The sequence below is a fragment of the Pauljensenia sp. UMB9872 genome (assembly GCF_030212665.1).
Lineage (GTDB): Bacteria > Actinomycetota > Actinomycetes > Actinomycetales > Actinomycetaceae > Pauljensenia > Pauljensenia turicensis_B.
Genome location: NZ_JASOER010000007.1, coordinates 89,965 through 103,365, shown reverse-complemented (window position 1 = coordinate 103,365; position 13,401 = coordinate 89,965). Strand labels below are relative to the sequence as shown.

Sequence of the window (13,401 nt, the reverse complement as noted above, 5' to 3'; positions counted from 1 at the left end):
ATCAGGAAAGGACCCCTCAAATAAAAATACGCCCGACGGCGACACGCCGACCGGACACACTTTCTGCTACTTAACCCTTGCTTCATGAGCATTGAAGTGAAAGAGGCCGTGACCTTTATGCGGGTCACGGCCTCTTTTTTGACTGTCGGGGTGACAGGATTTGAACCTGCGACATCCTGCTCCCAAAGCAGGCGCGCTACCAAGCTGCGCCACACCCCGAAACACACGCAACGGCGTTTGAGGGCGCCGAAGCGAAATGCTACATGGAAGATCATAAGGCCTAGAGGGTTAAATTTCGCAATCGACGTGAAAACCCGCTACTATCGACCATGCGCGCTTTGATGCGTCTGCGGATGTAGCTCAATGGTAGAGCCTCTGCCTTCCAAGCAGATCACGCGGGTTCGATTCCCGTCATCCGCTCTGATAAACCCCGGTTCTCGTTGAGAATTGGGGTTTTTCGTTGCTATCACGCCGTTTGTGGCGGGGTGGTGCGGGTGAGAGCGAAAGCCGTTTAGATGCCTGAAATTGGTATCATTCTGGCATGAAGCCTGCCTGATACCACGAGCCACTGAAATTGATACCAGGCACAAACAATGAAGTTGAAATGCCACATTTACCGCGTGGAATCGAGGAATACCGCGGAAAATACCGCGTTCGCTTCAGTTTGAGGGCAAACGCTATCTGATTGGTTCGTATTCCAATCTGAAAGACGCCAAAAACGCTATGGCGATTGCGAAGTCAGAGATGATTCGTGGGGTGTATATCACACCTGTTGAACGTCGTAAGCGTCGGAAGGAAGGTGAGGAAGCCGAACGTGCGAAAGAAATTATTACATCGCGCGCCTAGGGGAGATGTGGCTCGATCATCTGCGAGCCATTGGTAGGATGCATTCAACGATCGTTACCTACCAGAACATTCTGGAAAAGCACATCACGTCGCAAATAGGATTCAGGGACATTCTGAGCATTAATCAGCAGGATGTGAACGTATTATTAGCTGTCGGTAAGCCGGGAGCGCGAAACAATATCGCGCGCGTCATGCGAAGCCTTCTCCGATACGGCGCACTAGAAGGCATTGGCGGACTCGATCAAGTGCCATTCACGGTGAAGATACCCCGAGCTCGAAATTATGAGCCGATTGATTCGAGTCATCTCGCAACGCCTGAGCAGGTGAAGCAACTCGCGGAATGTATGCCTGAGCGTATGCGCCTCACCGTGTATCTCGCATCAATATGTGCTTTACGTAAAGGTGAGGTTCTAGGGCTTCAGCGTCGAGATTTCATTAACCTCAATAAAGAAGGACAAGCGTTATTGACTGTACAACGCCAGTGGAATCGTAAAGGTGTTGCAGGCTCTGAGTATACGAAGCCGAAAGCAGGGAGTAGTGGAACGGTTGCCGTCCCTGACCCGTTTGCGAAGCAGGGGCAGGAGCATTTGAGCCTATACGTTCCGGATGACCCGGATGCACCCTTGTTTACTTTGAATCATCTGGAGCGTTCTCCGATCGCGTTCAGTACGTTCGATGCGTATTGGCGTACGGCGCGCGAATGCGTTCCTGGAATGGCTGGGTTTAGGTTCCATGACTTCAGGCATACGGGTTTGACGCTCTATGCGCAGGCTGGGGCGACGCAAGCGGAAATAATGGCACGAGGTCGACATAGAAGCCCTGAGGTGGTCGCGCGGTATCAGCATGTAATGATTGAGCGTGATCGCGAGAATACGCGGAAGCCGGGGGAGGCTTTCAAGTTCTAGAAATATCTTTGCGATCTAGGTGATGTTTTGGCTTCATTGTTGTTGGCCTCGTTGGCTCGTGATGGTGGAAAAGCTGGATAAGTAAGTGGACTACACTTGACACATACATATATAGGCATGTGTAATGGGGGGGGTGGAAGGAGGTGAAGGAAATGGATTTCGTAGGAATTGCGGCAATCCTCTTCGGGATCGCTGAAATCATCAAGGCAAGCGCCAAGGTGATTCAAAGCATCGAGGAACAAACGCAAATGAGACCGATGGTCCGGAGATGTCACTAGCAACTCCGGGCCACCGACCCTACGAAAAATTCCACCACACAACATGAACAACATCAAGGACATCCTGATCTCGCTCGCTCTCGCATGCATCATCGTCTGGCTTGCCGTTGAAGACTATACGGTCTACGCAGCAATCGCAGGCACGTTGCTTGTCGTCGCATGGGTCATCTACCTGATTGCATTCATCATGAGAAGGAACAAGAAATGACAGACCAGACACCCGTCTACCTGTCTCGCTCGGAGTTCGCTCAACGTATCGGCGTCAAAACAGGCACCCTAGCGCGCTACAAAATCCCTGAGCCCGATGTCATCATCGGATCAGGGCCACGCCCCACATTCGGGTGGCTACCCGAAACAATCGACGAGTGGAACGCTCGCCGTCCGGGGCGTGGCAACTGGTCAAAGCCAACCATTTGACGGCAGATACGCAAAAACACCCGTCAGGCACCACCAATAATACCCGGGCAGGCCGTGCCCGCGAGATACAAGCGCGCTCCCCGAAAGCCAGGCCCTGGAAGAACCTAACTTTCGGGGAGCGTTGGTGCTTTAGGCTAGTCCTCTACCAGCACAATCCGAAGATTGCGGGGCCCGTGCACGCCATCCACGCGCACGAGCTCAATATCCGAGGTAGCCGAGGGGCCAGCGATCCACGTGGTAGGGCGCGTCGGATTCTTGGCCAGCACAGCTACAGCCTCGGGCAGCGTGGCTTTAATCGCATCAGCGCGAAGCACGATCACGTGCGTATCCGGCACGAGGGTAATAGCGCGGCGTCCCTGATCTGCGGCGGCGTCCAAAATGATCGTTCCCGAGTTAGCCACCGCCACTCGGGAGGCGGTCACCACCGCATCAGTCTTATCCAGCTCGTCATTTGTAAGGGCTGGATCATCTACCCTCACTTCACGACCATCTCGACCAGCTGCCTCCACCCACTCTTCGGGCAAACCAGCAGGAACCACAACGCTGTTCGCATCGGCAAGGAACTGTGCAATGGCATCCTCAATGCCATCTGCCTTTACGCGCTCAACCTGCGCCGTGTAGTCGACGAGGGCATCAACCATCTCATCAACCACCTCGGAACGTGGGGCATCACTACCGAAACGGTAATCGCGCGGGATTTGCGGAGCATCAATGCTGCCTGCGGCGCGGATACGGCTAAAGATCTCACTTTTTGCGCTCACTTGCCTTTTCCTTCATTCTTGCCTTCGGCCTCCCACCAGTCTCTAAATGACTGTGCTGGCGGGGCAGGCACGTCACGGGTACGAGTCCAATCCTTCACAACCGGGAACGGGAGGAACCCAATCTTGCGATCGGATCCGGCCACAACGCGACCAGCGTTAGCGGCCTTTCCACCCATCTGCATGCCCTTACCTGAAGACATGACCTTAGAGCTCACCTTCATTGCCACATCCCACCTGTCAGGTATTCCACCGCGGTTAGCTTCGGTGTACTTGTGTCGCAAATGCACCAAAATGTCTGGGATATTGATCTTCACCGGACACACATCGAAGCACGCGCCGCACAGTGATGAGGCAAACGGCAAAGTTGCAGCCGGATCCCTGCGGTCCTTCGCATTGAGCAGCTGCGGCGTCAAGATGGCACCAATCGGACCGGGATAAACAGAGTTATAAGCGTGTCCACCGGTGACTCGGTACACGGGGCAAATATTCATGCACGCCGCGCAACGAATGCATTTAAGAGCTTCACGGCCAACCTCGTCTTGAAGCACATTAGTGCGGCCGTTATCCATCAAAATAATGTGGAACTCTTGGGGACCATCACCTTCTGTTACACCCGTCCAGAAGGAGGTGTACGGATTCATGCGCTCACCGGTAGCCGAACGCGGAAGCAACTGGGAGATCACCTCAATGTCTTGGTAGGTGGGAACCAGCTTCTCAATACCCATCACTGTCACCAGTGTCTCCGGCAAGGTCAGGCACATGCGGCCGTTGCCCTCGGATTCATAAATTGCAACGGTGCCGGTCTCGGCAACACCAATATTCGCACCCGAAATTGCAACCTTGGCCGAGAGGAACTTCTTGCGCAGATGCGCACGCGCGGCCATTGCAAGCACGCGAGGCTCGTGCGTCAGGTTGTCTGGCACGTTCTCCATCCGCTTTTCGAAGATGGCTTTCACTTCGGCACGGTTGCGGTGAATAGCAGGCACAACGACGTGAGACGGCATGTCTTCAGACAGTTGCACGATCATTTCTGCCAGGTCTGTCTCCCACGCCTGAATACCTCTTTCGCCCAGGTATTCATTCAGGTTAATCTCCTGAGTCGCCATGGACTTCACCTTGACAACCTCATCGACCTGCTTCGACTTAACGATGTCGTACACAATCTGATTCGCTTCAGCAGCGTCACGGGCCCAGTGCACGATACCCCCGTGGGCCGTTACGTTCTTTTCGAACTGTTCGAGCAGATCCGTCCAGTTTGCCGCCACGTTGCGCTTGATATTAGAGGCCGACTCGCGCAAGTCCTCCCAATCAGGCATCTCCGAAACACGCACATTTCGCTTGGCGCGGATCTTTCCAGTTGCATAACCAAGATTGCGACGCATTTGCGTATTACGTAGCGTCTCCTTGGACCCCTCGGTAAAGCTCTTACCCCAGCGCAACGGATCCTGCGGCAGAGGGTGTCCCGGTACCCAACCGAGTTCCTGCTCTTCAATATCATTCTTAGACCACTCAGCCGGGTTCAAACCCAACTTCGACCCAAGTTCTTCGATCTTGTCAAACATCTAGGCACCTACCTTCGTGTTCGTCGCGGGAGCAATCCACGGATCCTTCTGGCTACCGGCGAGGACTTCCGCAAGATGCATGGCGCGAATACCTGAACGAGTTCGAGAAAGCCCGCCGGCGATATTCATCAAGCAGGAATAGTCTCCAGCAACAAGAATCTCCGCGCCGGTGGACTTAATGTTGCTCATTTTGTCAGCGAGCATTGCGGACGAAACCTCTGGGTTCTTGACCGAGAAAGTTCCGCCAAAGCCGCAACAGACATCGGCTTCAGGTAGCGGAATGTACTCAATGCCCTCAACGGCCTTGAGTAGCTGGAGCGGGCGATCCCCCACCTTGGTAATCCGCAGCGAGTGGCACGTTGAATGATAGGTGACGCGGTGCGGGAAGTATGCGCCCACATCAGTGGTGCCGAGCACGTCTACGAGGAACTCAGTCAGATCGTAGGTGCGTTCAGCAATCTGTTCAGCCTTGCGTGCCAAATCTTCATGGCCAAGCTCGCGCGCCACCATTGCCTGTTGGTGACGGATGGAACCTGTGCAAGACGAAGATGGAACAACGATCGCATCCCACGTGCCGTCAAGAACGGGCGCAAACGTGCGAACGTGGTTTTCAATAAGCGGCAATGCCTCCGGATAGTAGCCGGTATTTATATGCATCTGTCCACAGCACGCCTGATTCTTTGGGAAGACCACTTGATGCCCAAGACGCCTCAGCAAATGAACTGTTGCCTGCGCGGCCTGCGGGAACATCGCGTCATTAATGCAGGTTGCGAAGATCGCGACTTTCATTAAGGATTCCTTTCTTTAACTTGCGATAAGGAATCCGAGGATTCCATTGGAAGCGAGAACAGCAATAAGACCTAGGAGTACCAGCAGAGTTAGAGAGTAAGGAGCGGCTTTTCTCAAAATCTCAGACTCGGAGCCCTCCGACTTCACAGCACCGGCAGCGATGGCAAGGTTTTGTGGTGAAACAATCTTGCCGATGCCTCCGCCTACCTCGTTTACGCCTAGGAGAAGACGAGCGGGAAGATCAGCGGTTTGCGCGGCGGTTGCCTGCAAATTACCAAACAGCGCGCCAGCCGAGGTGGCCGAGCCGGTGACAGCCGTGCCGATACCACCGAGGAACGGGGATAGGAACGCGAAAGCAGCTCCTGTGGCTGCAAGCCATGCGCCGATCGCTACGGTCTGGCCCGAGAAATTCATTACGTAAGCCAAAGCCATCACCAGGCAGATGGTCAATATAGCGATGCGCAAGTTGTAGACCGTTGATAGCAACGTCCTCATCCCCTGTTTGAATGGCAGGTTAAACCGTCCGCCCGATGTCCTGCGCGAGTACACGAATGCCACCACGACTCCGGTAAGTAGCAACATGGTGCCCGGCGAGGAAAGCCACGGGAGGGTGAACGTTACAGACGCATTGGGTTGACCGTCCATTCCTAGCACGCCGGACAAGCCAGGCCATGTGAACTTGATGTCGGTTGCACTGAGCGTCGCTGGAATGTCCACGCCTAACTTCCACAGCTTTGCCACCGCAAAAACGATTACCACCAGCCAGTACGGCAGCAAGCCCAGTGCGACTCGTGAACCAGACAGAGATTCAGTCGGCTGCGGCGAGCGGAACTCTTCGGGCGTTGCCAGCGTCCAGAAGCGAAGCAGTAGTGTCAGAAGCGCGAATGAAAGTAGAGAGCCTACAACGGCAGCTAACTCGTAGGAGAGGAAGTTGGACGTCAGATACACGCCCGTTCCCATACCGACCCAGGCGACCAGAGCGGCCAGCCACCCTTCTTTAATTCCGCGCCAGCCATCCAAGATGAATAGCATTAAGAATGGAACGACGCTAAGGAGAATAGGGGTAATACGCCCCATCGTTGCACCTACCAAGGCGGCGTCGTCGCCGCCCAGCTTGGCAACCGTTGTCACCGGAATAGCCATGGCCCCAAAACCGACGTTGAGGGCGTTGCCCACCATCACCGCAATTGCCGCGCGGATGGGATGCAGCCCCAGTGCCCACATCATCGTGCACGCGATCGCCACCGGAACGCCGAATCCCGCCAGCCCCTCGAGCAGGCCACAAAAGGCGTATCCGATAAGCAAGCCTTGGATGCGCATGTCTCCCTTACCAACGGCAGAAAAGACTGCCTGCACATCCTTTGCGCGCCCCGAGCGATCCGTCAGGTTATACAGCCACACTGCCATCACAACTATGTAAATGATTGGTATGAGGCCAAATGCTGCGCCCTCGACAGCTGACATGCCCGCCATGGAAAGAGGCATGTTGAACCCAAGAATACTTACCAATAGAGCGATTATTAGCGCACCAGCGGCGCACCAGTGGGTAGGTAATGAAAAAGCTCCTAGCGCAACAAAGAAGAAGACAAGTGGGAGGAGGCTGACCAGGGCAGTTATGGTCAGCGAACCACCGATCGCAGTTATAGACGGGATGAAAGTTTCCGTCAGTGATATAAGCATGGAATGGAACCTCGTTGTTGACCAATGTTGCGTCTTAACCTATCTGACATTGGAGTTTTCTCAGAAATAAGCCCATAGGACTGCCAGAAATGCGCTAAATGGCAATGAAAGCAACATTAGATATCAAAATCGTCCGGTGATTTTCAAATCGCTGGCGTTTCCAAAAGCAAGATTTCGCTAAAGGTGCCTCTTTCTAACCGGCTAGTGCGGTTGCCTTTGCCGACATCGCCAAGGGAGAAGAAAAAGGTCGGGCAATCAGGGTTATACGACAAAATGTGTGGCATTTGGGGTCCTGGTTTGTTTAGTCCCAGGGGTTGGTGTATAGGCTGGTGTTGTGGTGGAGGTCTTGCCAGGTGATGGCGTCTGCCCATTGGGGCAGGCTCGTTGTTTTGATCTCTGCGGGGTGGATAGTTTGATAGGCGGTTTCAATGTCAGCATCTGTTGGCATTGTTTTGAGGATTTGAGCTGGTGGTAGTGGGTGCTCAGTGTGCATGTAGCACCACCAGAAAATTGTTTTGATCCGCCTAGTAAGGCTCAGACCGCGGTGATCGGGCAGCATCTGACGAAGAGGGGCATTTGTCGCCCCCTCAATGCGGTTGGTCATTGCAGGCATGGGCCGATCCCAACTGGGGTCAAGGAAAGCAAACAGAGTGCCCGTGCTGATCAGACGGTTAAGAGTGCGACGGGCTTACCAGCCGAGCATGTGTGGGAACCCAGCCCCCATCTGGAGTGAGCGTGCGTTGGGCAAGGAAGTCCTCCCACCGTTGAGTCCACCCAATGTAGGCTGCGAGCCACTCTGAGGCCTCAGGCGCGGTTTTCGTCCGAATCAGGCTCTTACCTAAAGCGTAGAGCTCTTGACTGGCCTGTAGTCGCGGGCGAGCGGTGGTGACACTTCGGATATTGACAAAAGCGTCGAAGGCGCACCGCTGCACCACGGTAGTAGGCCAGATGTTCTTGCGCGCCTTCTCAAACCCGCTTCCCCCATCAGTGACCACCAACAAGGGCGGGGCGATACGGCTCATTAACGCTTCCCACGCGCTTGCTTTCTCCGCTCTTGCCACATACCAGCCCAACACATACTCATCACTTCGAGCAATCAGAACAACAGCTTTACGCCCTAGATGGATGCCATCAACATAGATGACGTCATGGACCTGGTCAATGATGGGTGGCAAAGCCCAATAGCTCCACAACGCCTGGCAACGCCTCTGGAAGGATCTGCCCTCACCGGGAAACTCTTTGAGGGTTGTCCCTGACAACAGCCAGTTAAGGAACACCGATAAGTCTTTAGCTCCCGAGTCGATACGTTGCACCATCGAGGAATTACACCCCCGACACCTCCACCTAACTCGTCCAGCAGACGTTCTTCCATTGCGATTCATTGACTGGGCGCACACAGGGCAAACGGGAGCTTTCATATCTCCCAAGCAAACACATCAACTTAAAACCCGACTTTCCCGCTCCACAGCAACGAAAAACAAGCCTCAATGCCACACATTTTATCCAACCCCCAACTTGCCCCACACCAACCTCAACACAGACTTTCCCGCACCAAAACAACGAAAAGCCACCAAAAATGCCACACATTATGTCGTATAATCCAGGTCGCTCGGTCTCTCGCCTCGTTTCTTCCCGCTGCTAGATGGTTTCCTTGCTTGATTCCTACCGCGTTCTGCCGTGCAGGGGGTGCGATTGTTAAGTTCCGTTAGCGGGTTTCGCTTGGGGGGGGGAATGGACTCTGGCAAGGAGAAAGCTTCGGGAATATTGTACTTAATTTCGCTGGTTAGCTTACGAAAGATTGTTATCACTTGTGAGGCAAGAGGTTGAGGAAACGACCTCCGACACATTTTATGGTTGGCTCATTAAGTACCTTCCGCATGCAGGTTACGCACTCGTTCATCACATGGCCTGCATACCGGCTACTTCGTTTCCTCGCGCAACGTTAAATCGGTTGTGTCCTAGCTGTCGCGGTTGTATGACGCAATCTAGGCTCCCATCGTCTCTAACTTAGAGATGATAACCGACTACACCTCGAGCTATACGTGTCAAGCGTGTCCTTCATGTGGGTAAACGGCGGGTTTAGCTCCGATTCGCTCCCGAGAACGCGACTTATAGCGCACCGCCTTAAGCCGAAACTCGTCAATAGCAACCCGCCCTCGCAGGTCTGCCGATCGTGGGTTTAGGTTGACTCCCGGAAGGAGGCGTCCGTCACCCACGATGGTGAAACGACAGGCGTTCTGCTCTCCGGTCCCCTGATGCCAGTGCCGACCAGAATTGCGCACACGTTCAAGGCATCAGCGTACAGAGTCAAATAAGAAGAGATCGATAATCTCCACGAACCACTCATCGGTGATGTAGTGGCGGGACGGTGCCAAAAAATCTCGCCATTTTTACAACAAAGCCTTTACTTTAAACCTGCAATATTTTATTTTATTTTATATCTGTAAGGGTTTCCTAAGTAAGGGTTTCCTAACGTTGGAAGGGGGTGAGTCAGATGCTGCAAGTTTTGGACAAAGTGGAAGAGAAGTACTTCGCTTCAGATGCGACAGTCGCGCCGGGCGGTTGGTGCTGCTGGTGCTGGTGTTGCAACTCGGCGTCAGTCTTTGGCTGAGCCAGGCCTGTCGCTATGACATCGTGACCGTGATGCTACCCGTTGGCATTGAGCCAATGCTTGAACAGATCCATGACCTAGACACGGCGTATTGATTGTTGGCACTTCCAACATTCCCGTCGGTGCGCCGTGTCTGAAACGCCAAATCTCCGGGCGACTTTCATCCGCATATCCATACTGGAGAGTAACGTGAGCGACACTCAGCAGACATCTAATCAGTTTCATCTACAATCTGGACTCCATCTATTACCCCAGGGCGACGACGAAATCTTCGTCCGCGCGGGCAGTCGAGCAGCTTTCTCAAAAGTCATTCGCGACGAACAAGGGCGACATCTGCTAACACATGTTGTCCAGTCCAGTATTAAGCCCACCGACGTCGAGTCGCTCGCCGCTCGCCTTAACACATCAAATGATGACGTACAGGCTATTGTCAATCGGCTGTTAGACGAGGGAGTGTTCGTACGACCGATGCAGCAACGGGAGCTCCACGTTCTTCTCATCAGTGATGGTCGCATTGGTTCAGCCCTCTACACCACGCTTGAGGCCATGAACGCCACTGTTGTCTCCCGACTTAATGCATCTTCTGATCTTGAGGAGATTGAGGCGGCCATGCCAGATGTTGGTTTAGTAGTTGTCAGCACTGACATGTTGCGACCGCGTCTTAATAATGATGTAAACACCTTATCGTACGAGATTGGCGTTCCGGTGCTTTATGTCTATGCTGACGGTCCAGACGTTCAGGTCGGACCACTCGTCTACCCGGGCGAGACCGCCTGTTACGCCTGCTTTGAGGTACAGGACGAGGGCGCCCGGCACCTGCGCGATGAGTTCTTGGTATTCAAAGACGACTTGGCGCGTACGGGCTTCAGTTCAGACACTGCCCCGCATATTGCTGCCATGGCTGCGGCGTGGGCTGCATTGTGTGTTGCTGATGTACAAGCTCACGAGGTTTCCCGTCTTGCCGAGCGTGTCGTGCGTATCGAAACCCAACGCTTTGAGGTGGCTTCGCATCGAGTGCTGCAGATGCCACGTTGCCCTCAGTGTAGTCGTCATCGCCCCGACCTTCAGCACACTTTCTTGTAGGAGGACGGCAGAAATGACATCTGTGCGTACCGAGCACCAGCCCCAGACTTCCGATGTCGAGCCTGCGTTCGAGCACGGCCTTGAACAGACCGTGCTCCCCGGACGCGGCCTTACCCTGTGCGCTCCCACTCGCCGGGATCTGTACCAGAACCGTCTCGCGGATTGCGAGGGTGATCCGGCTGAACTCTTCCAGATTAACGCACGGTGGCGTCGCGGAGCCTTTGATGAGCTTCCGGATGTCACGGAACAGCAAGCATTGCGTAAATGGTTTCACTCATCGGGCCGCGTGTTCTCCACCACAGGTTCGGACACTGGCCCGATGGTGCCGTTGCGCGACGTACCGGCACCTCTAGGCCCGGCCCTATTAGCGCTCGCGGATGCTGGCAGCTCGAGTGGTCTGTTATTCGCGGCTGACATAATCGTGCTTACGGAGGGGTGGGCCCACTTACTTCCGTCTGGACAGCGATGCCTAGTCAAGACCCGTACCTTCAGCGACCAGCAGCGAACTGACCTTGTCGACGCCGTCGTCCCCGATGCTCGTGACGCATTCGCCGCTGCATTGTCGTATATTGCCATCGTCGCCTCGCCTCAGCGCCTGCAGGTCACGCACGGGCCGCGCGGCTACCGCAACGCCCTGATGGAGGTCGGTATGCTCGTCGGCAACGTTGGCAACCTTATGGCTACCCACAGAATGCGGCCGAGCGTGACGGTTGACTTCATCGACACGACCGTCGATCGCACGCTTGACCTTGACGGTGTCGAACGATTCGCCGCCGCATTAGTAGCGCTCAACCCCGACCACGACGAGAACAGAGTTCAAAATGACTAGTATTGATCCCACCCCCGACCAGCAAACTAGCCAAGATAAGCTCCACGACCTCCCCAACTGTGAGACGCAGCCTATTCTCGCCGAGATCTCGGCAGTCCTCGAGTCAGCCCATGACAGGGGTGAGTGCACTGACCAGTTTTCCCGCGCCATGCAGCGTGTCTTTGCTGAGGGTCTAGAGCTGCGCAACGAAGAGCAGGTACGCGTCGCTCATCTCGTCCATAGATGCCTGCGGGCAGAGGCTAACGTAGATGGCGCAGACCTATCGAAGACTCTGCGGGCTCCTGACCTACGCGTGGGTCGCGACGGCGACTCTCGTGTTGTGCTGCCAACTGAAGTTCCCGCTTATGCTACGGACTTCCACGAGCTCACGCGCTTACGCCGCTCTACCCCCGTCTACGATTTCGAGCCACTCCCGCTCGAACAACTGGCGGCCGCGCTCAATATGACCTTCGCTAGTAAGGGAGCCGATCGCGCTTACCAGCGCCGTGACATCCCACGACGGGTTTTTCCATCAGCTGGTGGCCTGCAGGACTTTGACGTGCAAGTTCTCGCGCACAACGTGGCGGGGCTTGAGCGGGGGCGCTATGAATACGATCCACTCGACCACAGCCTCGTGCTGGCCGAAGCGGGCGACTTCCGGGCGCCCATCGTTGAGGCCAGTTTTGCTACCAACTGGCTCATGCATGCGCAAAGTGTCATCGCTATCGTCGGAAATTACGAGCGAGTTGCCTGGAAATACGGTACACGCGGCTACAGGTACATGGGTATCGACGCTGGCGTCGTATGCGGGCAGCTTTATCTCGCAGCAACAGCTTTGGGGCTTGCAGTCAATGCCGTCGCCGCATTCCAGGACGACACTACTAACAGGCTGCTCCGTCTCGATGGCAAGGACCACTTTATCCAACTGCTCGTTACTATAGGAAATAAGCCGGGCAGGCACACATGAGTGTTAGCGCACTGGCTCTTGTCGTAACGGTCGGCATTCTGCCGGCGTTCGGCATAACCATGGTTGTCATCGATCAACTCGCTAAGAGGATAGCCGCCCTTGGAGTGTGGGTTGTTGACCGCGTCGCCATTATTTATCTGATGTTCACCGCGATGGGTGCAGTGGTGGCGTGGTGGCTGGGACTGTTACCTTGGTTCGCCCTGTGGGCGAGTCCGGGTTGGGGACTGCCCGTGGCTCTCTTGCTCTCCCCCGCGGCTGCTGTCATCCCTTATTTCATTGAGCTGGCGCTGTCCTCAGCGGGCGAGGGTAGCCGCCCTTCGCTCGGGATCGGAATTTTTCTCCGGGATGCCGAACCTGCTGTCGGGGCCCTGCTCGACAGGCCTCTGACCTGGTGGATCGTCGCGGCGGGTACCGCGCTCACCGAAGAACTCCTGTTTCGAGGCGCGGTGTTACACGCTGTTCTCTCCGATAGGGGGCCACTGCTTGCCATCCTTGCGTCGGCGGTCGTTTTCGGCCTTCATCACGTGGCGTTCGGAATCAATGCGATCATCGGAAAGATCTTCGCAGGCTTACTCTGGGGCGCGCTCGTGCTGCTCGCGGGCTCAATTCTCGTATCCATCACGGCGCATCTACTCTTCCAGTATCTAGTGTGGCGACGATACCGCAAGGTTCGTGCGCAGAAGGCGTGGTGACA

The 13,401-nt window shown here is 55.1% G+C and carries 11 protein-coding genes, 2 tRNA genes and 1 pseudogene; 8 read left to right on the top strand and 6 right to left on the bottom strand.

What is annotated here, in order from left to right:
* Positions 1 to 145: 145 nt before the first annotated feature.
* A tRNA-Pro gene (locus tag QP109_RS04340) sits at positions 146 to 219 on the bottom strand.
* 130 nt (positions 220 to 349) lie between these two features.
* Between QP109_RS04340 and QP109_RS04335 the strand changes: the two genes are divergently transcribed.
* The 4 genes from QP109_RS04335 to QP109_RS04320 all read left to right on the top strand — a co-directional run bounded on the left by QP109_RS04335 (position 350) and on the right by QP109_RS04320 (position 2,446).
* A tRNA-Gly gene (locus QP109_RS04335) sits at positions 350 to 420 on the top strand.
* Positions 421 to 851: 431 nt separating this feature from the next.
* On the top strand, positions 852 to 1,751 hold the full coding sequence (locus QP109_RS04330) for a tyrosine-type recombinase/integrase (protein ID WP_285023517.1): 900 nt from the start codon (positions 852 to 854) through the stop codon (positions 1,749 to 1,751).
* A 321-nt stretch (positions 1,752 to 2,072) separates the two neighbouring features.
* Positions 2,073 to 2,237 carry a hypothetical protein gene (locus tag QP109_RS04325; protein ID WP_165778169.1) on the top strand — a complete coding sequence of 55 codons (165 nt, stop codon included), beginning with the start codon at positions 2,073 to 2,075 and terminating at the stop codon, positions 2,235 to 2,237.
* Complete coding sequence (locus QP109_RS04320) at positions 2,234 to 2,446, top strand: helix-turn-helix transcriptional regulator (protein ID WP_285023516.1); 213 nt, start codon at positions 2,234 to 2,236, stop codon at positions 2,444 to 2,446. The genes QP109_RS04325 and QP109_RS04320 overlap by 4 nt, the downstream gene beginning before the upstream one ends.
* A gap of 134 nt (positions 2,447 to 2,580) precedes the next feature.
* Here QP109_RS04320 and QP109_RS04315 read toward each other — a convergent pair whose 3' ends face one another.
* The 5 genes and pseudogenes from QP109_RS04315 to QP109_RS04295 form a co-directional block, all read right to left on the bottom strand.
* Positions 2,581 to 3,207 carry a LutC/YkgG family protein gene (locus tag QP109_RS04315; RefSeq protein WP_285023514.1) on the bottom strand — a complete coding sequence of 209 codons (627 nt, stop codon included), beginning with the start codon at positions 3,205 to 3,207 and terminating at the stop codon, positions 2,581 to 2,583.
* Positions 3,204 to 4,769, bottom strand: coding sequence for a LutB/LldF family L-lactate oxidation iron-sulfur protein (locus QP109_RS04310; protein ID WP_285023513.1), 1,566 nt, complete (start codon positions 4,767 to 4,769; stop codon positions 3,204 to 3,206). The genes QP109_RS04315 and QP109_RS04310 overlap by 4 nt, the downstream gene beginning before the upstream one ends.
* The gene (locus QP109_RS04305; protein ID WP_285023512.1) at positions 4,770 to 5,558 is read right to left on the bottom strand and encodes a (Fe-S)-binding protein; all 789 of its coding nucleotides are present in this window, start codon (positions 5,556 to 5,558) and stop codon (positions 4,770 to 4,772) included.
* A gap of 15 nt (positions 5,559 to 5,573) precedes the next feature.
* Positions 5,574 to 7,238 (bottom strand): L-lactate permease, encoded by a 1,665-nt coding sequence (locus QP109_RS04300; RefSeq protein ID WP_285023511.1) that lies wholly within the window; start codon positions 7,236 to 7,238, stop codon positions 5,574 to 5,576.
* Between the two features lie 301 nt (positions 7,239 to 7,539).
* A pseudogene (locus QP109_RS04295) lies at positions 7,540 to 8,656 on the bottom strand (IS1249 family transposase).
* Positions 8,657 to 10,038: 1,382 nt separating this feature from the next.
* Here QP109_RS04295 and QP109_RS04290 point away from each other — a divergent pair.
* From QP109_RS04290 to QP109_RS04275, 4 genes are all read left to right on the top strand, one after another.
* Complete coding sequence (locus QP109_RS04290; RefSeq protein WP_285023510.1) at positions 10,039 to 10,932, top strand: TOMM precursor leader peptide-binding protein; 894 nt, start codon at positions 10,039 to 10,041, stop codon at positions 10,930 to 10,932.
* 13 nt (positions 10,933 to 10,945) lie between these two features.
* The gene (locus QP109_RS04285; protein WP_285023509.1) at positions 10,946 to 11,761 is read left to right on the top strand and encodes a nitroreductase family protein; all 816 of its coding nucleotides are present in this window, start codon (positions 10,946 to 10,948) and stop codon (positions 11,759 to 11,761) included.
* Positions 11,762 to 12,080: 319 nt separating this feature from the next.
* Entirely contained in the window at positions 12,081 to 12,707 is a 627-nt protein-coding gene (locus QP109_RS04280; protein WP_285023507.1) for a SagB/ThcOx family dehydrogenase, read from the top strand.
* A complete protein-coding gene (locus QP109_RS04275) occupies positions 12,704 to 13,399 on the top strand; it encodes a CPBP family intramembrane glutamic endopeptidase (protein WP_285023506.1) in 696 nt (231 codons plus the stop codon). The genes QP109_RS04280 and QP109_RS04275 overlap by 4 nt, the downstream gene beginning before the upstream one ends.
* Positions 13,400 to 13,401: the final 2 nt, after the last annotated feature.